Consider the following 20,904-nt stretch of genomic DNA (forward strand, 5'->3'; position numbering starts at 1 on the left):
TCGATTGTCGATTATGATCTATGGATTAAGCTTCAAACGTTTTCGTAAGTTGCATCGCGTGAAGATGTTCCTGCTTCTGAATCTCTTTCCAGTCTGACAGGATCTGCAACAGCGCTTCCTCCACCCATAGCAATTCTTCACGTGTATGGGCATCGGAGAAAATAAAATAACCTTTGGTAAAGATGCCGAAGTGAGCCATCCTCTTCACCATGAACTCGCGGAAAGGATCTGTTTGGAAGTTATCTTCAGCCAAGGATTGAATGTAGAAGCTTGCATACGTCCCTCTCACTTCCAATTGATCCGTCAATCCGAGTAACACAAGTTCAGATTCCAGACGATCCATGATCCGGGTTGCCGGATCTCGCCAGGTCGGCCACACTTTCGCATTTTTCATTAATCGTTCACAGGCAATGGCTGCGGCGAGCGCTGTCGTTTCGCTGGAATGGGCATTACTGAATCTGACCTGTCCTGACAAAGACATCAAGTGCTCCGGCCCCATAACCGCTGCGAGCGGCATACCGTTAGCCATACCTTTAGAGATACAGAGCAGATCAGGCCAGATGTCATATTCTCCTGCTGTAGCCTGCTTGCCCATTCGAATACCGGACGTTACCTCATCGAATATGATAATGATGTCCAGAGACCGACACAGGTTTACGGCTTTCTCCAGCGCGTCCTTTTTCCACTCGTTGGGGCATAGAACAATACATGCGATATCCTCGGGAGATGAGGTAATCTGGGCCTCAATTCGCTCCACAGTAGGCTTGTTGATCCAGATCGTTGAACGCTCGATATCCACTGGGATGCCACGTTCTTTCGTCTGGCCACCGTAATAGCCATAGGCAGACCAATCGTGCCACCCATGATAAGCTGTCGCAATAACCTTGCTTTTACCACTAGCGGCACGGGCCAGACGCACGGCCCCACTCACTGCATCGGCGCCACTCTTGGTAAAGCGCAGTGAGGGATAACGACCCTCGAACCGCTCCAGAATCAACTCGGCACATTCAAGCTCGATGTCGGCAGGCAAAGAAAAACTTGTCCCTTTTTTCAACTGGTGAATGACGGTTAATTGGACTTCATGTCTGGCATGGCCCCATGGCGCCGTACCCATGGCCATTTCGCAATCCAGCCATTCATTTCCGTCGATATCTGTAAATCGGGAATTATAAGCCTCTGCACAACATACGGGGGTATGCCCCGGAAATAAACGTTCAGGTGCTTTGGCTAAAGTGCTGCATCCGCTCGGAATTACCTTTTCGACTTGTTCCAACCACTCCAGATTACGGGTAAATCTTACGGCACGATCGAGCGTGCTCTCTTTTTCTTTCACCTTAAGTACCTCCCTGTTTATTTTCGTTGTGAGTGAATTACCGAACTTTGGTTCCAGGCCAGCATCCATCGTATATGCGATCCATCGTGATCACATTGCCATACAGGTCAATGATCAGATCCTTGGCTCGATGAGCATGTCTCATCTCAATCCAGTAGCGGTTCTCCAGCAAACGGGCGAAATTGTCCACCAAGAACAGTAACCGGTTCTCACTATGAATCAGTTCCTTGCCCAGTACCTGTGGCAACCAGATAGCTCCGTTGGAATTGAAGCGGTTTGAATAGTCACGTACTTCGGCTACATTTGCAAAGTCAGCTTCCTCCAACTTGGTCCAGAATGTATCCGCATCACTACGAACCTCGGCAAGATCAATGCCAACAATCGGCAGATGCTGGTATTCAACTTGACTCTCTAGCTGCGCTTTCAGATGACTGAAAACGAAAGGCCACACATCAGCTTCGATTTGGCTGCCCCACTTTTTCCAGAAGCGTGCCAGATTGTTCTTGCGGTTGAAGTTGCGGTGAATACCGCTACTGCGTTCCCAGTGATATGCTTGAATATTCGGATTAATGACTGTATCGTATCCGGCAGCTCGTGCCCGCATCTGATAATCAAAGTCCTCGTACCCGTTAAAGAACTTCTCATCGAGGTTACCGATGGTCTCATACACCTCCCGTTTCATGCCAAACATGGCGAACACCACCAGTTGAACAGAGAAAGTTTCTTTCGGGATATCATCAGGAGATGCGTTCAGGAACAGGTGTCGGCCGATGGTGTCCGCAAAAGCAATGCCGCAGTGCTGCACGCCTCCTGTCTGTGGATACAACAGAACCCCTCCAATCATGCCGATTGTAATATCGCTATCCAGTGTCTCTTTCATCATCGGTTGCCAGTTCGGTTGAAGAATCGTGTCAGAATCCAGAAAGAAAATGTACTCTCCCTTGGCAAGGCTCAGTGCGCTATTAATCGACACGGCGCAACCGAGTGGAAAATCATGCTGAAGAATCTCGATGGTCACACCTTCTCTTACTTCTTGCTTCAGTTTATCCAGATGTTGAAAAACGGCTGAGCCGGAACCATCGTTGATGAAAATAATCTGAGTGGATCGGCTTACCGTCCGGAGTAGCGAATCTGTGAACAGGTTCAGAATGTTATAGTCCTGGTTGACTGGCACAATAATGGTGTAAAGCATGGAATCCCTCCTGATTTGGTTTGATGGAATGAGTACATAAGCTGATTTTAAATTGCACAATTGCTGGTCGTTCTGTCCGGCCTCCTCGTTTGAATATTTTGTCTTTATTTGGTAATGATTTGAATCTACTAGAAATTTATATCATTTTTTGTAAACTGAAAATCTTAAATTCTGAACGCTGTTAATATTTGAATATGAGTTAAAATCAAGTCTTTGATGCTTGCGCACTGAGAAACGCTGTTGTGAACGCAAAAAAACACCCTCAAAGAGTCTGTGTATCTAACGATACAGTCGACTTTTTTGGGGTGTTCGCAATTAAAATCCGTATTCAATTGAACGTTCTAACCTGACTCGTTAGATAAATCCACCTTATAGTTTAACTTCTACGTTCCGGTGTGGATCGCTATATTTATAAATACCAGGATTAAGTTCAATCCTTCCGTCAAACGGAATACCTTTGTAGGTATCAATATAAATTCCTGAAGATACCATGCCCCTAGGTGTAACTTCAGGTACTACTTCTTTGCCGTTAATACGTAACGTAGTTTGGTTAACACCTCTGAAACTAGGAGTTTTAGAATATGACTCTACAACTAATTCCTCCCCATCCCTATAGTAAGAAAATTGTATTTCAACTCCATCGACAGTGAGTTTGGTGTACTGCTTTTGTTTCTTGGGTTTATTTAAATGAATCCAGTTTTTAGTGGTATCTCGTTTCTCAACGACGGCATCTTTTAAGATGAGTTTCATTGAAACATCAGACCAGTTTTGATACCACTCAGGGGATTCAAATCGGAAAAAATGCTGATAACTACCACGATGGTCTCCTATCAAAGTTCTTCCCCCAGTTATTGTGTTATCACCTATAACTAACTGGGCTGTATTGTAATGAACAATACCTTTTTTAAGCGAACCCTCTTCGTCGATTAGAATCTGGAGATCCAAGGGAGTTATTTTGAGTTGCTCTAAAGTGACACCTGTTTTTTCTTGAAACTCAGGAGTTGTCTCCAATTTTTTTGTGTACATAGACTCACTTGCTTTTTTCCCATCTGCCACAAAATCAAACTTCCAAGTCCCTAATATCCGTTTTGATTGTTCAATATAACTGAGATGAAGATTCGCATTTGTCCATTCTTTTTCGGTTATATCGAATACCTGTTCAATCAACAAACCTGTATCTTCACTGGGCAACAAGGTTGGAATTGCGTCTATCACTTGAGCGCCGGTATGAACTACCAAGTGGGGATTACCTCGTCCCATATCAGATGGGGATGCAGCAACTTTATAACGAATAACGGTTTGATTTTCAGAATGGTTAACGGATTCAATATTGATTGTTGGATATTGCGTAACTCCAGTGACTATCGTATCTCCAACTGTACCAGAAGATTTTAAGGAAATATCCCTATCCCGGTAAAAAATAAGATTTTGTGCTTCAAATGTATATTCTTTCGTACCATCCTTTAATGTATCAGGTGTTTCATAGACCCCGATGAGTTTTTGGCTCTCAGGATCGAATCCTAAATAACCATATACTTTCGCCTTCGCATCGGACTCATCTTTTAAGATATTTTTCTCCGTAGCAAACCCCGTGTACTTTGAAAGATCGATTGATGTGTCCAGAGATATCAGCACCTTCATTTTCTCTCCATCTGTTACTACACCGTTCAAATTCATGGACACACCTGAACTGGAAGAACGAAGATCATATTGTTGACCGATACCATTATTTATTGCGTTTGCGACGCCACGGCCTCCGATTCGATCCCAATCAATCGTCATACTGGCGAATACCGGAATAGCAACAAGCAAGAAAAAAGTAAAAATGATGCTGATAGGAATTGCTTTAGCTCGGTATCCACTAAGCTTTTGTGAAGATTGCAGATTGACTCGGCGTTTATGTGCTTCTTTTTCAATGGTTGTCCACATCAAGTCATAATCCGGATGAGATATATTTTTTTCCTTATTAGAATACTGATTCATTATTACTCAGCTCCTTTAGTTCAGGTTCAACCATTTTATTAAGAAGTTTCAACCCTTTGTTCAATCTGGACTTTGCAGTTCCTTCAGGTATGTTCATGACTTTAGAGATCTCAGGTACAGTCAAATCATTGATAAATCGGAGGACAACAACCGTCCTGATCTTGTCAGGAAGTTCACTATATAACCCTTGTAACTCTTCTTTTGTTTCCCTATGATACACTCCCTCTTCCACTGGGTTATAATTCTGGGTTTTGGACAACAAATAATGTCGCACTTCTTTTATCCATCCAGATTTACGTCTTCTAATAACGCTATGACACTCATTTGAAGCAATCCGCAATATCCATGATTTCAAGTTCCTTACCTTAGTTCTATCTGCCAAGATAACTTTGACAAATACTTCTTGGCAAATGTCCTCAGCATCTGCTTGATTTTTCATCAGATAATAACAGAAGTAATAAACTTGCTCTTTGTACAATTCAAAAATTTCTCTGTCAGTCATTCTATAGCACCCCCCTTTGCTGTGTTTTCATTAATAAGACAAATAATGCTATGTAATCGTTCATTTTGTTATAGTTAGTTTTACTAAATCTCAGATGCCCAGTACAGGTTAGTTCAATGTCTCTGGCTTGAAACAGGAATGTATGCCAGTAAAGAAGCCAAAAAAAGCCGCTAAATTAGCGACTTTTAATTGGTCAACGGTGATGGGCTACTTCCGGTCAGTACACTCATCCATTATTTCACTTCTGCTTAAACCCATGATAAAACGTGTCTACTACAAGCGCAGGGGCTGCTTTTCTCGCGATATGACCACTTACAACCTGCTGCCACGTCAGGAACATGATGGAATACAGCACATCGACAATCCAGGTTTTATCGAGATCGGAGCGGAAATAACCTTTTTGTTGCAACAGACCAACCGCATGCAGTACCGGTTCTCTCAGTTTCAGATCTGCTCCCTCAATCTCGGGATTATAATTAATGGTGGTGTCATGAGCCAGAAAATATATTTTGTCGCCTAATGGAATCAGCGCCTCAATCAGTTCAGGTATGTACTTTTCACAGTGCTCCTCATCCAGCTGAATGTGTTGCATGGTCTCACTGACCACCTCGATTGCGCGTAATCCCAGATGAACCATGAGCTGTTCGCGGCTTTCCACGTATCGATGTAACGTAGCGATCCCGATTTTTGCAGATTCTGCAATTTCATTCATGGAAGCATTTGGTTTTTCAATCAGCAACTTGGTAGCCTCGTCCAAAATGGAATGAAGCCTGGTTTGTTTGATTGTTGTCATTTCCTTTTTCATTGTATTACACCTCTTGGCGAGTATAGTTCAACAATTGATCTGATCATCCATCATATGATTGGATTAGACTATAAATTATAACATACTTCCTCATGAGTAAAACTAAAAGCCGCCATTCGGCGGCTCATAGCATGGTTATCTTTCTTCAATTGCTGTCTGGTTCCAATCACTTATGGACATGGCCCACTTTATTAGTCTACTTTCGCACCATACGAGCGTACAAACAGAACGGCTTGTTCGCGATCCAAACGTACACCTTTGATATCCAATGATTTCAGATCGATGCCTTCCAGGTTAGCCCCTCTAAGATCGGCCCCTTGCAGCTTAGCTCTGCTTAATACAACTCGGGTAAGATCACAGTCTCTCAAATCCGCTTTGGTGAAATCCGTGTCCGTAAAGTCAGCTTCAAAGAAACGAATTCCTCGCAAATCCTGTTTACCTAATCGGGTATGTCTCAGATTCGTATAAGACCAATCGCCATGACTTAGTGTAATCCCATCCATTTGCGCACCTGAAAAGTCCGATCCCGTCATCTTGCAAGAACTGAATTTGGAAGCAAATAGATTCGCACCACCAAAGGTGCAATTTTCAAAAGCTGATTCCGTATGAATTGAACCATTCATGGAAGCACCTTTGAAGTCACACTCGATAAAACGGCAGTTACTGGTTTCGATCTCTTCCATAGAAGCGTTCATGAACGTACATTGTTTGAAAACACAACTTATGAGTTCTCCATAGCGCAAATCACGCCCCTCAAAATGCACTGCTTCATATTCCTGATCTTTATATTGATACACTGGTTACACCCCACATTGTATATTTCTCCGTCTTTCTTCATAAAAGAACTTTTTATACTATACCACACCCCTGTCAAGTACCTGCTTAAACCCATACAAAAGTCAAGATACTTTTTTATGAGAAAATCTGAAAACTAAAAAAAGGACGCATAGAGCGTCCCTCCAGCAACACTTTTAACTGTTCCAATGTGGGCTTATATATGTGAAACTCTCCAGTTAGCTGCTTTTTTCTATTCGTTTCAGAAAACATTACACCAGTTTTTTGGACATTCGGTACAGGGATAGCGAAGGTTTATTGATTTCCCCTACTCTCTGGTATCCCAAACGCTCGTAGAGTTTAATAGCTAGTAGATTTTCCTTTTTAACCGTAAGCGAAGATTTGGACAGACCTTGTGTTACAGCTTGCTCCTCTGCAAATTGAATGAGTTGTGTCCCTACACCAAGTCCTCTGCTTTCAGGCAAGGTCGCCAATGTTCCGATGTGGTATTCGTCGTTCTCCGCTTCTTTTAATGTCACCATGGAGTAAAACTCTTTCCAGTGTTGGAGATTATACTTAATGAGGCTCCATTTACGAAGTTCAAACAACTTGGAGAACGTTGGCAAAGCGAGTTTGTTCATTATAGTGGTCGGATAACACATGATCATGCCCAGCGTTTGGCTACCCATTTTAGCTTCAAAGGCGAATTGGTGACTGAATCGGTTCTGATTCGAGACCCATAACTTTTTGAATGTTTTCTCTGTAATGCCTTTATCCTTGGTACCTGCAAGCGAATATGCCATATATTCAAGTGCCATCTGATTCAGTTGTCCGCCGACTAAGGACTGTGGACTGGCTTTTATTATGTTAATCTTATTCATCGCTGTCACTCCTCTAGGTAGCTAAAATTAGACTAAAACCTCACATCAGGTTGGTTGAATGATATACCCTCAACATTTTGAATGGACATCCCATGTCACCCTCTTTAAATCTTTATGTTATTGATAGATAATCATATCATTTAATATAAATATAAATCATATAAAGACCGATTTCAACTTTTGAATTTAGTCATCCACATTTCTACCTGTACATACCAAAAAACCGCGATCATCGCGGCTTCTTCTGGTCATATTATGGGAATTTCAATTGAATACGGACAGGAATGCGGGAGGATAACTCACTTTCTTCTCTAACTTCTGCTGCTGCCTCTGTTTCTTCTGCTTGCACGAGCCACTGCCTGCCAATTAACGATTGCAGCAATTTAATCTCTTGTGCGGTCAGTTGAATATGCTTCAGTGACAGTTCATCTTGAACGTAATCCCGACCCACCTTACGATCAAACCGGAAATCGATTAATCGCTTCAACCCGTTAATATGCAAAAACTTGAATTCATAACCATGACGTATCGCCTTTTCCCAATCGTCTCCGATATCAGCTGCTGTCTGCAGTCTTTCATCAAAATCCATCGCGGATTCCTTAACCAGAGGCAGCAACTGGGAGTAGTCTCGACGTTGTAACCATTCAATAATTACTTCTTCAGGTGCCCCACTTGTCAGAACATTCTCTACAAGAAGGCCTACAGGAATGGACAGCTGCGTCCGACTCATTGCTCACCCTCCTCTTTACCGAGATACTGATTGAACCAGGCATTCACCTGTTCAAAACTATCGATCCGAAGTGAAGGTTTACCGCTTTTGAGCAAGCTGTGATTGGAGCCCGGATAACGAATCAGTTTGGTCTTTTTACCGTATCGTTTTAATGTGGTATACAATTCCTCCGCTTGCGCAATTGGTGTCCGATAATCCTGCTCTCCGTGCATGATCAGAAGTGGCGTTTCAATGTGATGTGCATGGGCAAGAGGTGAGCGGGACCACAAGAATTCAGCATTTTCTGCCGGATTGCCCCCAATGACGCCCTCGACATAGGAAATTCCGATATCGCTCGTTCCATACATGGACAACCAGTTGGAGATAGAGCGTTGGGTTACAGCAGCCTTGAAGCGATGTGTATGCGCAACGATCCAGTTGGTCATCACCCCGCCATAACTGCCACCTGCCACACCCAGACGTGATGCATCAAGGAAATCATAGGTAGCCAGGGCATAATCAACAGCTTCCATCAGATCCCTGTAATCCCCTCCGGCAAAGTCGCCACGGCAAGCTCTGGCAAACTCCTGACCGTATCCCATACTTCCGCGAGGATTGATCCACAGCACAGCGTACCCTTGCGCAACGAGTGTCTGCATCTCATGACTGTATGTTCCCGTATACATTGCGTGGGGTCCACCATGAATCTGCAAAATCAATGGCAGCTTCCCATTGGATGCGCTTACTGCCGGTGTGGCTAACCAACCTTGAATCGGCCATCCATCTGAAGAGGTAAACTCAACACGAACAGGCACATTTATGGCTAATTCGGCCATGAATTCGTCATTTCGATGGGTGAGTCTGAACATCTCGCCACTGTCGATATCCACGCGATATAACTCTCCAGGATGTTCAGTAGTCAACGCAGCGATAACCAGCGACGTACCATCTAGTGTTAAGGTATACTGATACACATCCTTCTCACCATCGCCCGTAACAGATTGACACTCTCCATTATCTTGAATGCGGTACACATCCACATTTCCGTTATGCGTCCCGAGCACATATACACCACGTTCCGGATGACGGAAATCCGAGATCGGAGAAGGAGATGGACTTGCTGACTTCATATCCCCCAGTGCTGCGTTACCCATCTGCATATCTAATTGAGGTGCAATTATCCTGGGTTCCCCCCGATGAACGGGGACAGCGTATAAGCTGTTGTGGCTCCCACTTCCATACTCACGATCACTGGCGATCAGGATCAGCTGCTGCCCGTCGGACGAATAGGAGAACTGGCTTATCGCCAGACTGGAATCCGTCACTTTGAAGAGATCACGTTCTCCCAATCGAACGCTGTATATATCTGTAAAGTACAGCAAATCTGCATCAAGCTGCTCATCCTCTACTTGCTTCGAAATGAAAGAAAGCTGCTTGCTATCTGGCGACCATGCCGGAGCACTGATATTCCATAGCCCGGAAGTCACCTGCGTGATTTCCCCGCTTTTGATCTCATATACAAACAAATGGCTGTATTGTCCATCCCACCAGCCAGCCCCTTCCGCCTTCGGCGTTGTACGCTCAAAGACTTTACCTCGCAGCACAGGTGGTGGCTCCTGGTCGGCGTCAGCTTTCTTCTGTTGGTCCTCCGGTTGCACCTTGCTGGTAAATGCAATATACTGCCCGTTTGGCGACCAGATATAACTCGAAATTTTACGTGCGGGAGATATCAGCATGACCGGCTCTTTTTGATTTGAATGGAGCGTCCATAATCCCTTACCCCCATCCACGGAGCGAATGAATGTGAGCTGTGTGCCATCCGGCGACCAAGCAGGTGAGGAATCCCTCGTGCCATCCGAAAGTGCAATATCGTCATTACCATCGAGCGAAATTCCTCGAATTTGCGTGTTATATTCGTTTTTATCCTGATCTATGGTCTGTTCCACATAAGCCACTTGTCCGTTAGGACTAATCACCGGCTGACTTATCCAACGATAGTGAACTAGATCCTCCGGCATAATTGGTCTTTGATTCATATTGATGGCTCCCTTCTCCGTTTATTTATGAGCTGTCTCCGTACGTGGATCAAGCACATCACGCAGCCAATCTCCAAGGAAAATAACACCGAGTACGGTAAATGTAATGGCTAGTCCCGGGAATGTAGCGACCCACCAGCTTGTTGCAACGTATTGTCTGCCATCACTGAGCATCCCTCCCCAGGATACATCGGGTGGTTTGATACCCAGACCCAGGAAACTGAGTGAAGCTTCCATAATAATCGTTGTGCCGACATTCATACCACAGATTACGATAAAGGATGAAAGGATATTCGGCAGAATGTGTTTCAGAATCAATCTTCCATTCTTCGCGCCAATCGATCTGGCCGCATGAACAAAATCCCGCTCTTTGATACTAAGAACCTCACTTCTTACCACACGGGTGAATGGAACCCAGTTCGTCACCCCGATGACAAAAATCAACGTTGTAATACCCGGGCCAACAATCGCCATCACAACAAGCATGAACAGAATGGTTGGAATCGCCATGAAGGCATCACCTACACGCATGATGACGGCATCCAGCCATTTCCCGTAGAATCCGGATATCAGCCCCAGAATGGCGCCAATGATTCCTGACACAATCACGGCACCCATCCCCACGATTAAGGAAACTCGGGCACCATATACAATTCGACTCCACATGTCTCTGCCGAGATTATCGGTACCCAGCCAGTATTCGGCCGTTCCGCCCTCAAGCCACGCTGGTGGTTTAAGTCGGTTCAGCGGATTAACCGCTGCCGGATCATGACTCGTCAATAGAGGTGCACCTATGGCAATTAACACAACCAACAATACAAGCACAGCACCAAACATTCCGGTCTTGCTGATGATCAGTTGTTGCCAGATATAACGAGATCCCGTTGGTGCACGCCCATTGTCTTGTTCCTGTTCTGTACCCGGAATTGGCATATCATTGCTGCCTGTCATATGATTGCACCTCCTTCTAGTCGTATTTGATGCGCGGATCAAGTAACCTATAGGCTACATCCGTCAAGATATTGGTTACTACCACGATAACGGCAATGACAAACACCGCTGCCTGTACAATCGCCATATCATGTGTGTTGACTGCAACGACCAGCAATTGACCCAGTCCAGGCCAGGAGAATACCGTTTCCGTAATCAAGGTCCCCCCGATCAGACTTGTAAACTGCAAACTCATAATCGTCACGACCGGAATCAATCCATTCCGAAATGCATGTTTCCCAATGACAACCATTCGGCCAAGCCCCTTGCTGCGGGCTGTTCGAATATAGTCCTGATTCAGAATCTCCAGCATGCTGGAGCGAATCAGACGGGTCATCTGCGCAGCCAGTCCAACGCCGAGTGTAAATGCCGGTAAGATCAGATGGGACAATCCTCCGCGACCAGATACCGGCAATACCCCCAACATGACGGAGAACAAGAGGATAAGCATAATCCCCATCCAGAAGTTTGGCATCGCCTTACCAATGACGGATATTCCTGAAATGATGAGATCGGTAAACGTATTGCGTTTCACAGCCGAAATGACCCCAAGCGGCACAGCCATAAGTACAGCAAAGAACATGGCGGCTACCGCCAGTTCAAAGCTGGCAGGCAATCTCTCCAGCACAAGCTCTAATGCAGGCTGATTATAGCGAAAAGACTGACCAAAATCTCCCTGTATCGCACTGCCCAGAAACTTCACGTATTGCGTATATAATGGCTGGTCCAAACCGAGTGCCTGAGTCAAGACAGCACGATCTTCAGCGGTAGCCGTTTCGGGCAACATTAGCGCAACCGGATCACCGGTGACTCGAACCAAAATGAACACAATTAATGAAACAATGAACAGTACCGGAATGATCTGTAGTAATGACTTAAGTACGTATTTGCCCATTCCTTGTTCACCTCCCTTGTTAAGAAAAAGAACGGCAGGAACATGGTTATCCAGTCCCTGCCGTTCACGGCCTTATCTTTGCAATGACCGGTTGTTATACTCGATGTTACTGTGCAACAGGTGTAATCTCGTCAGCATAGAACATCTCGTCACTGCGCGGCGCGAAGTTCACTTTAGCATTTGTTCCGTATACACCTTCCATTTGGTACAGATATACGGCTGGGCGTTCTTCAGAGAAGATCTGCTGTACTTGCTGATACTCTTTCTCACGAGCCGCTGGGTCCATGTTCACCAATGCAGATTGAAGCAGTTTTTCTACTTCAGGATTGTTGTAATCCGACTCGCCTTTGGCTTCTTCCAACATATAACGATTGTAGTTATTCGAAGCGTCGAACAAGGAGTTGCCGATACCAATCATGAAGATTTCTTTGAATGATTTGGAGCTGTAACGTTCACTGAATGCACTTGCTTCGAGGACATCCAGGTTAATTTTGAATCCTGCTTGTTCCAGCATCGCTGCAACAACTTCAGCTTGTTCTTTGTATTGTGCGGAAACGGAGATCGTCATCTCGGCTTCACCTTCTGCATAGCCAGCTTCTTGCAGCAATTGTTTTGCTTTTTCCAGGTCATAGAGTGACGTTTTGTACAATGAAGGATCAGCACCAAAGTTGCCTGGTGTTACGGATGTGCGGGTTACAATACCTGCTCCGCCAGCAATGCTGTCCACAATTCCTTGTTTGTCAATCGCCAGGTCAATTGCTTCACGTACTTTCGGATCAGCCGTGATGCTGCCTTCTGTCTGACGGAAGATCAACTGAAGCACACGCTGGATTGGCGCTTTGACAATCTTTTTATCTGCTTCGCCTTCGATCCGGGCAATGTCAGTGGACGGAATGGAAGATGCCACATCTACACCACCAGCAAGCAATTCGGATACACGTGTGGAGGCTTCAGGGATAACGCGGAATACCACTTCATTCCATTTTGGTTCACCGTCGAAGTAGCTCTCGTTTTTCACCAGTTCCACACGATCATCTTTGGTCCATTTACTGAACTTGTAAGGGCCAGTGCCTACCGGTTGTTTCAGGAAAGCATCGAATCCTTTATCCGCAATATATTTTGCTGGCAGAATGCCAGCTCCCATTTTGGATAAACGATTCAGCAAGAGCGGATCTGGACCATCTGTGATAATGTCTACGGTATAGTCATCCACCACTTTAACTTCTACGATATTTTTGAAATAACTGTTTTGTTTCAGTGTCTCGTCCTTGGCTACGCGCTCCAGCGTGTATTTTACATCTGCTGAAGTGAATGGATCGCCATTGTGGAAGGTCACACCTTCACGCAGCTTGAATCTCCATGTTGTATCATCTACCTGATCCCATGAGGTCGCAAGTCCTGCTACTTTTTTCTGTTCACTGTCATTTTTGATCAGATAATCAAAAACGTTGACCAGAACCGCCTCACTGGAAGTATTGTTGTTGTTGTGCGGATCGAAACTCTCAATGTCTGTTGCTGCAGCAACGGTCAGTGTTGTACTTGCACTGCCCGTTCCTTCTGTTGCGGTATTGTCATCTGTGCTTGTCGTTTTTCCACCGCAGGCGCTGAGCACCATTACGATTGCCAGTAACGTGATCCACAAGCCTGTCCATTGTCTTTTTTTCATTGTGATTGCTCCCCCTTAGTTGTTGTATTCCTTGCCAAAAATTCAAGTGCTACTGCAGACAGCATGCCCACACCATAAGGCATCGCTGTCTCATCGAGATCAAACATGGGATGGTGGAGTGGATAACGAGTACGTTCCTCATCATTACCAGATCCTAGTCTGAAAAACACACCTGGAATCTGTTCACAATAAAAAGCGAAATCCTCGCCCCCTGTGGAGGGTTTGATATAGCTCCATCCCTTCTCCGCATTAACCTGATCACAAGTCTCTGTTAACAGGTCAACCATGCCGAGATCATTCACAACAACAGGGTATCCATCGCCGTAGACGACTTCGTATCCTGCTCCGAAAGAATCACAGACCCCTTTAACAACCTGCTCGATCAAAGCTGGCATCCGTTCACGAATGGCAGGTGAGAGTGTACGAACCGTACCGATCATCTCCACTTCCGGAGCAATGGCTGTTCCCATATAACCTCCGGTGATTTTGCCAATCGTGACTACAGCGGGTTCAAGCGGATCGACCATCCGACTGACGATATTCTGCAATGCGGTGATGACCTGAGCGGATACCGCAATCGCGTCAATGCCCTCATGCGGACGAGCAGCATGTCCCCCCTTACCAAGGATCTTGATAATCAAAGGATCAGCTGATGCAAACGCAACGCCCTGACTTACACCCAAGGTTCCCGTGTTCTGTCCAGGGGTCATGTGTAATCCTGCGATGGCATCAACCTTCGGATTCTCCAGAACACCGTCCTGGATCATGGCTCTTGCCCCTGCAAGTCCCTCTTCTGCTGGCTGGAAAATGAATTTGATGTTGCCTGATTTTGGTCTTCCAAGGCCAGTAAGCAGTTGGGCTGCTCCCATCAGGATGGAGGTGTGAGCGTCATGTCCACATAAATGCGCTTTGCCTTCTGCTTGCGAGCGGTATTCCACCGCTTTCTGATCCTGAATTGGCAAGGCATCCATGTCTGCCCGCAAGGCAAAGGTTGGTCCATCTGTCTCTCCGCGAAGCAGGCCTGTAACCCCGGTCTTTCCTACATTCCGTGTAACTTCGAGTCCCAGGCTTTCCAGATGCTCGGCTACGATGGAGGATGTTCGATGCTCCTCATAACCGATTTCCGGATGCCGATGTAAATCTCTGCGCCAAGCGCTTAACTGGGCTTGCAGTGGCTGAGCCAGCTGTATTAGTTCTGAACGATTCATTCGCTGTCATTCCCTTCATTTTCATCCGATTCAGAAACCAAACGGGCATAGATCGCGTCAGCCGAGAATTCGATATGTCTTTTCATCGTCTCCCGGGACTTGAACCTGTCATGTGCTTTCAGTGCTTCAAGAATCTCCATATGTACACCGTGATTGACGGAACGTATCCGGTCATCATAAGGCATCAAGTCCAGCGCGGGATTAATTTTGGTCCGGATTTGTCTGACGGCTCTCTCGCAATACGGATTGCCAGACGCTTTGGCGATGGTCAGATGGAATTTCACATCCAGCGCCCTGAACCATTCCCTTGTACACTCTGGCTCTATACTTTGTTCCATATAGCCTTCTAGCAGTTCCAGTTCGCCTGCGGTGATCCGCTCAGCGGCCAGAAAAGCCCCCTCTGGTTCGATGATGGTTCGATATTCAAACACCTTCAGCATCTGTGACCAATCCCGTTTAATTTCCTCTCTCGTGCGCTTATGCGAATTGGCTGTCAGAGGCAATACAAATGTACCGCCTTTGGCACCCACCCGTTTCTCAATCAATCCTTTGTCTTCCAGTGAAGAGAGTGCCTCGCGAACGGTAATGCGGCTTACATTAAAAATCTCTGCCAGATCCCGCTCGGCTGGAAGCTGTTCTTCACTCATCAATTCTTTCAAAATAATGGCTTCTTCCAGTTGTTCTCTAATGAATTCACTAACCTTTTTGGTGGATACTTTCTCAAAACGAAATGAAAACGTACTGGACATCTAAACACTCCGATCTGTATATGGTCTAGACCTTATACCATTAATATAATTCCGACTAAACTTATATGCAATACTTTTTTTTCGAGTACATTCATATTTTTTTCTCACCACCTCCAAATTGAAGCATTTTGGTACAAAAAAAAAGACGCATCTGCATTTGGCAGAAGCATCTTCTCCTTTGTTATTTACATGGGTCATTACGATGACAGAACAACCTTTATCAGTTCCATATCTTCATTGAAGCAGGAGCTGCTGTCTATGCTTCATCAAGGCACGTAGAAGCTGAAATCAATTCATTACTGCTGGGATCAAAGCATTCCAATTCACTCCATCGACCTCTCCTTCGAATTGATAAACTGGCTGATAATAACCTTTTGAATCATAAGTGTAAGTCAGTTCATACTTGTTCACATTTAGTTCGTCCCCTTTTTTTAAGTTGTTATAGATCGAAAAGTTCCCCTTGAGAATTTCTTCGTATGCCTCAGCCGGACTGATAATATCAACCACTCGTACATAAATATTTTCATTCATTGAATAAAATAAATTCTGCGGAACCATTGATTCTGCTGATGGGACAATCATAATCAGTCCGGTATCATAATCGCGGTCACCCTTCGCCACATCTGTAACTGTTTTTCTGATATCCCATCGAACCGTGTCTCCATTTTGTGTGCTGAATATCGCTTTCTGAGACAATAAGTCATTCTGAATCAACCAACCGCCATACTCTTGTCCTTGTTTGATTAAATCTTCCGGCTCTACAGGAGTGCTTGCTTCGATATTCGATGACAACGACCATGTACCGCTATTTACGTCATAATTAAATGTATATTCTCTCCCTGCATTGTCAACAAAACTCCAAACTCGGTTGTATCCATCAATAGATATGCTACCTTTCTGATGTAATCCAAAATAATCCTTCATTAAAGAGGAAACTCGTTTGGCATATTCCATGTTGTGAATTTCACTGCTGCGATAAAGAGACACTTTCTCGGCCTCATCCGGTAACTTTGTGTTAAATGTTATTTTGACTTGATTCATATTTTGAGAAATAGCTGGACGTATGGAGAGATTACCAAGTTCTTTGTTGTAATAGATCATAAAAGCACTAGAAAAAAGCAGCGTAAAAACTAGTGGTATGCAGAGTGCCTTCAATAGTAACCTTACGGTGATCCTTCTTTGCTCAATAATGTCGAGGATCGCTCTCATCAACAAATATCCTGCAATACTCCCGATTGTATTATGAAGAATATCATCAAGTTCAAATATTCCCCTGCCGGTGATCATCTGAAAAATTTCGATACCCAGCGTTACCAACAGCGATATGAGTAACACGGGCTTAACGTGACGCGTTTTCATTCCGATATGCGGAAGTAGGAAACCGAGTGGTGCGAACATCAACATGTTAAAAATGATGAGTTGAAATTCGCTCACCGACCATTTATTCCATGCGTTTATATAGCCACTGAATAGCTCTAAATTGATCCAACCCTCATAATTAGCTCCTCTGCTAAATGCGGTTAATGTCATGACAATGACAAACCAACCCAAGATCAAAAATGATGCTATAAATTGCCTACTGGTTATTCTTCTTTCCCCCCCTCTTTTCCTGTATGCAATGTATACTGAATAAGTAATACCGATTACAACAACTCCAGCGGCCAATGCAATAGCTAAGATAGGTAATAATCTGCCTATAACTTGTATTAAATCCATTTGTAACCCCTCCATTTGTTCATTGTCAGCATCTTGTTTGTTTAAAGTATAATTACTGTTGGTTTTATCTCCTATTTATCTATCTTTCACGAATCTTTCAAAAATGTAAGATTGCATGAACAAAAAACCCTCTGTCCCAAATAACAGGACAAAGGGTTCTGTAATCTATTGTTTATGTTTGTTCTATGCTTTGCTACCGTTATTCAAGTACACAGCCTTGCCTGTGCGAGCAGATTCGTAAAGTGCTTCCAGGATCTGAGATACAACCAGCGCTTGTTTTGGTGTAACGACCGGCTCCTGATCGTTCTCAATTGCTTCAATCCACTTTCTCATTTCGACATCCGGTGCGCTCTCGCTTTTACCATCGTAGAAAGCTACCCCGCCTGCACTCAGTTCAATCTCGTTAGTATACAGACGGCTGAATTTCTCGCCATTGATGCGAAGTCCGTTCTTCATATCCGCACCGGCTTCGCTGCCGCTCAAGCTGCATTTGGCCTCATCCACATCCAGTGAATTAAGTGCCCAGCTGGATTCGAGCATGATCGTTGCCCCATTCTCCATCACAATCATGCCAAAGGCCGAGTCCTCTACGGAGAATTGTTTTGGGTCCCACGGGCCCCAGGCATTGGCCGCATTTTCACGTTGTGAAAGCTCATGATAGGTCGTACCCAGCACAACTTTTGGTTGATAATTATCCATCATCCAGAGCGTCAGATCAAGTGCGTGCGTACCAATATCAATCAGTGGACCGCCACCTTGTTTCTCCTCATCCAGAAAAACGCCCCAAGTCGGTACTGCTCTACGTCTAATCGCATGTGCTTTGGCAAAATAGATATTCCCCAGATCACCCGCTTCGCACACCTTCTTCAAATATTGACTGTCTTCTCTAAAACGGTTGTTGTATCCGATGGTCAGTTTCTTGCCGGTACGCTCTGCGGCTTCCAGCATGAGCTGGGCTTCAGCAGAGGTCTTTGCCATTGGCTTCTCACACATGACATGTTTGCCTGCTTCCAAGGCAGCAATGGAAATCTCGGCATGAGAAATATTCGGCGTAAGCACGTGCACAATATCCAGAGATTCATCCTTGAGCAATTCCTGATAATCGGTGTAGACTTCAGCATCCGTAGAGCCATATTTCTGCTTGGCTTCATCTGCACGTTCCTGAACAATATCGCAGAAAGCCACCAGTTCAACATGATCCAATTTACTCAGACTCGGCAGATGTTTACCATTCGCGATTCCACCACAGCCAATAATTCCGATACGATATACTTTACTCATATATATTCACCCTCACTTAAGTATTGGTTGTTTCATTTTACGAAAAGCCGACGGGGTCATCCCCAGACGTTTGCGAAATACAGCATGCAAATAGTTGGCATTATTGAATCCTGAAGCAAGAGCAATCTGTTCAATGGATACGTTACTTTCCTCCAGATTGCGGCACACGGCGCGCAGACGAATATCCTCCAGTACGCGGCTGAACGGCATCTCCGGCTGTACTTGATAGAAGATTCGCTGCAATTGTCTGCTGCTGATATGTAGTTTCTCAGCTACATGCTCCAGCGTGACCACTGTAGGATGATTTGCCTCCATATACTGCACTGCATACTCATAACGATACACCGACATATCCCGCACAGGGGCTTCCGGTCGATTCCCCCCGGTGTCGTATGCTCGCACGGTTTTGAGTAATATGCTGATGACCAGTTGCTTGATCGATGTATAATAACCTAACAATTTCTGATCACATGCCTCATAGGCTTCCAAAAAACAATGCATCGCCCGATGATAATCATTCACCGGAGTAAGCGGAAGCGTTCTCAGCTTTTCAATCGTTTCCTCGGATTCAGCGGCTTCCCAGGGATCGACATGTTCCCTTGGCTTGTGAACGATATCCACATGAAGACATAGTTCATCCATGTCCTCTTTGGCATCAGCCTCCTGATAATGAACGACACCCGGACCAGTCAAATACAGCATACCTTCCGAGAGTGCATGTGTCTGATCATCGAGAATCACTTTGCCTTTACCTCTTGGGATAAAATGAAACTCAAACTCTGCATGATTATGGAAATCCACAACTCGGCCCGCTGGAAAAGAAGTCAGATGAAATCGCATCACACGAATCTGATAATGTCCCCAAACCATTAGAATATCCAGTCTCTCCAGGAGATCCTGCCGTTCAAGCATTTTCTCATAAGGATACAGGCTCAAGACTGCACACCTCCTTAATAAAACCTAGCTCTTTAACTCATTCAGAGCAATTCTGCGCCCTTCTTTGGCAGAGAGATTCGCAGCTTCCATCAACCGGGTTAGCTCCATAGCGATCTGCACGTTTTCGATTGCATCCGTATCATTCTGTATATGTGCAACCCATTGATTGAATGCGCTTTCTCTTTTGTCTGCCAAAGGAATTTCAGTCCAGTCATCATATTGTCCCTGCGCTGCTTTCGTGCGAATCAACAGCTTTTCTTCGGGTGTTCCGTACAGAAGTGTACCCTCCGTACCATGAACCTCAATCGTAAATGGAGAATGGCTGTTCACAAAACCAGCTTCAACAACGCCGACTGCTCCTGAATCCGTGAACAAGGTTGCGACAGCATTATCTTCCACTTCTTTCCCTGTAATATATCCGAAGTTCGCATTAACCGCTGTTACTTCCTGACCCAGAAACAGTTTGGCGAGAACCATTGGATGGCAGCCCAGATCAATCAGTGCACCGCCCTGACAATCCTTCAGATCATAGAAGTGTTCAGGCAACCAGTTGGAAATTGCTCCATCATGCGATAAACGCGCTCTAACATAAGTCACTTTGCCAAGTAATCCTTGGTTAAGTACATCCTGAATCGTTAATGTATACCCGTCATTCAGACGTGGTAAGGAAACTGTCATCTTGACGTTATTTGCCTTTACCTCATCAAGGATTCTGTTGGCTTCCGCCTGTGTCGAAGCAATCACTTTCTCGGTGAAAATGTGTTTGCCTGCCTTGGCAGCAGCCGTGATCACCTCTCCATGGATGCGGGTTGGCGCATCTACAATAACGGCATCGATGTCATCCTTGGCCAGCATATCTTCGAGTGAAGCATAGAACGGTACGTTTAAATGTTCAGCTGCTTCCTGCCCCCGCTTGGCATCGTCATCCCACACAGCGGCGATGACTGTATCCTCATGTTCCTGTGCCTGCTTGATGTAATCCCATGCGTGAACATGCCACAAGCTAATTTTTCCAATTCGAATGGTCACTGTTGTCTTACCTCCATACTATATAATATTCTGACATTTATCTATAAGTTATCACAGACTTCATCTATTTTTAATAGAAACTCACGACAATAAATGTATAAAATCACGACATGAATTGTTATTAGATGTTTATACATCGGAATCGTGTACATAAGCAGATCGCATGATAAATCTCGTTATTACACAGAATGGTATACTGGCCTGATCATTAGGGCCTAG

Annotated in this window: 18 protein-coding genes; all 18 read right to left on the reverse strand. The window is 44.9% G+C overall.

Translation table 11 applies throughout. The annotated features are described in order from the left end of the window. Positions 1 to 25 precede the first annotated feature (25 nt). Positions 26 to 1,333 carry an aminotransferase class III-fold pyridoxal phosphate-dependent enzyme gene (locus J7E78_RS03865; protein ID WP_215075018.1) on the reverse strand — a complete coding sequence of 436 codons (1,308 nt, stop codon included), beginning with the start codon at positions 1,331 to 1,333 and terminating at the stop codon, positions 26 to 28. Between the two features lie 37 nt (positions 1,334 to 1,370). Beyond that, positions 1,371 to 2,525 (reverse strand): glycosyltransferase family 2 protein, encoded by a 1,155-nt coding sequence (locus tag J7E78_RS03870; protein WP_215075019.1) that lies wholly within the window; start codon positions 2,523 to 2,525, stop codon positions 1,371 to 1,373. Positions 2,526 to 2,894: 369 nt separating this feature from the next. Beyond that, on the reverse strand, positions 2,895 to 4,508 hold the full coding sequence (locus J7E78_RS03875) for a DUF4179 domain-containing protein (protein ID WP_215075020.1): 1,614 nt from the start codon (positions 4,506 to 4,508) through the stop codon (positions 2,895 to 2,897). Beyond that, complete coding sequence (locus J7E78_RS03880) at positions 4,492 to 5,010, reverse strand: RNA polymerase sigma factor (protein ID WP_215075021.1); 519 nt, start codon at positions 5,008 to 5,010, stop codon at positions 4,492 to 4,494. Before J7E78_RS03880 ends, J7E78_RS03875 begins: the two co-directional genes overlap by 17 nt. A gap of 238 nt (positions 5,011 to 5,248) precedes the next feature. After that, the gene (locus tag J7E78_RS03885) at positions 5,249 to 5,815 is read right to left on the reverse strand and encodes a TetR/AcrR family transcriptional regulator (RefSeq protein WP_215075022.1); all 567 of its coding nucleotides are present in this window, start codon (positions 5,813 to 5,815) and stop codon (positions 5,249 to 5,251) included. Positions 5,816 to 6,006: 191 nt separating this feature from the next. Next, positions 6,007 to 6,612 (reverse strand): pentapeptide repeat-containing protein, encoded by a 606-nt coding sequence (locus J7E78_RS03890; protein ID WP_036608249.1) that lies wholly within the window; start codon positions 6,610 to 6,612, stop codon positions 6,007 to 6,009. 249 nt (positions 6,613 to 6,861) lie between these two features. Beyond that, a complete protein-coding gene (locus J7E78_RS03895; RefSeq protein WP_215075023.1) occupies positions 6,862 to 7,470 on the reverse strand; it encodes a GNAT family N-acetyltransferase in 609 nt (202 codons plus the stop codon). A gap of 253 nt (positions 7,471 to 7,723) precedes the next feature. Next, positions 7,724 to 8,200, reverse strand: a complete 477-nt coding sequence (locus J7E78_RS03900; RefSeq protein ID WP_215075024.1) for a hypothetical protein — start codon at positions 8,198 to 8,200, stop codon at positions 7,724 to 7,726. Beyond that, on the reverse strand, positions 8,197 to 10,215 hold the full coding sequence (locus J7E78_RS03905) for a S9 family peptidase (RefSeq protein WP_215075025.1): 2,019 nt from the start codon (positions 10,213 to 10,215) through the stop codon (positions 8,197 to 8,199). Before J7E78_RS03905 ends, J7E78_RS03900 begins: the two co-directional genes overlap by 4 nt. Positions 10,216 to 10,236: 21 nt before the next feature. Next, positions 10,237 to 11,166: an ABC transporter permease gene (locus J7E78_RS03910; RefSeq protein ID WP_215075026.1), complete on the reverse strand. Its 930-nt coding sequence runs from the start codon at positions 11,164 to 11,166 to the stop codon at positions 10,237 to 10,239. Between the two features lie 16 nt (positions 11,167 to 11,182). Then, a complete protein-coding gene (locus J7E78_RS03915) occupies positions 11,183 to 12,100 on the reverse strand; it encodes an ABC transporter permease (RefSeq protein WP_215075027.1) in 918 nt (305 codons plus the stop codon). A 106-nt stretch (positions 12,101 to 12,206) separates the two neighbouring features. Beyond that, positions 12,207 to 13,766, reverse strand: a complete 1,560-nt coding sequence (locus J7E78_RS03920) for an ABC transporter substrate-binding protein (protein ID WP_215075028.1) — start codon at positions 13,764 to 13,766, stop codon at positions 12,207 to 12,209. Continuing rightward, positions 13,763 to 14,974 (reverse strand): M20 metallopeptidase family protein, encoded by a 1,212-nt coding sequence (locus tag J7E78_RS03925; protein ID WP_215075029.1) that lies wholly within the window; start codon positions 14,972 to 14,974, stop codon positions 13,763 to 13,765. Before J7E78_RS03925 ends, J7E78_RS03920 begins: the two co-directional genes overlap by 4 nt. Continuing rightward, positions 14,971 to 15,723 (reverse strand): FadR/GntR family transcriptional regulator, encoded by a 753-nt coding sequence (locus tag J7E78_RS03930; RefSeq protein WP_215075030.1) that lies wholly within the window; start codon positions 15,721 to 15,723, stop codon positions 14,971 to 14,973. The genes J7E78_RS03925 and J7E78_RS03930 overlap by 4 nt, the downstream gene beginning before the upstream one ends. 288 nt (positions 15,724 to 16,011) lie before the next feature. Beyond that, on the reverse strand, positions 16,012 to 17,439 hold the full coding sequence (locus tag J7E78_RS03935) for a VanZ family protein (RefSeq protein ID WP_215075031.1): 1,428 nt from the start codon (positions 17,437 to 17,439) through the stop codon (positions 16,012 to 16,014). Between the two features lie 183 nt (positions 17,440 to 17,622). Continuing rightward, positions 17,623 to 18,720, reverse strand: a complete 1,098-nt coding sequence (locus J7E78_RS03940; RefSeq protein ID WP_215075032.1) for a Gfo/Idh/MocA family protein — start codon at positions 18,718 to 18,720, stop codon at positions 17,623 to 17,625. Positions 18,721 to 18,732: 12 nt separating this feature from the next. Beyond that, a complete protein-coding gene (locus J7E78_RS03945) occupies positions 18,733 to 19,656 on the reverse strand; it encodes a helix-turn-helix domain-containing protein (protein WP_251034806.1) in 924 nt (307 codons plus the stop codon). Positions 19,657 to 19,680: 24 nt separating this feature from the next. Further along, complete coding sequence (locus J7E78_RS03950) at positions 19,681 to 20,685, reverse strand: Gfo/Idh/MocA family protein (RefSeq protein WP_215075033.1); 1,005 nt, start codon at positions 20,683 to 20,685, stop codon at positions 19,681 to 19,683. Positions 20,686 to 20,904 lie beyond the last annotated feature (219 nt).

Source organism: Paenibacillus polymyxa (assembly GCF_018614975.1).
Taxonomy (GTDB): Bacteria; Bacillota; Bacilli; order Paenibacillales; family Paenibacillaceae; genus Paenibacillus; species Paenibacillus polymyxa_E.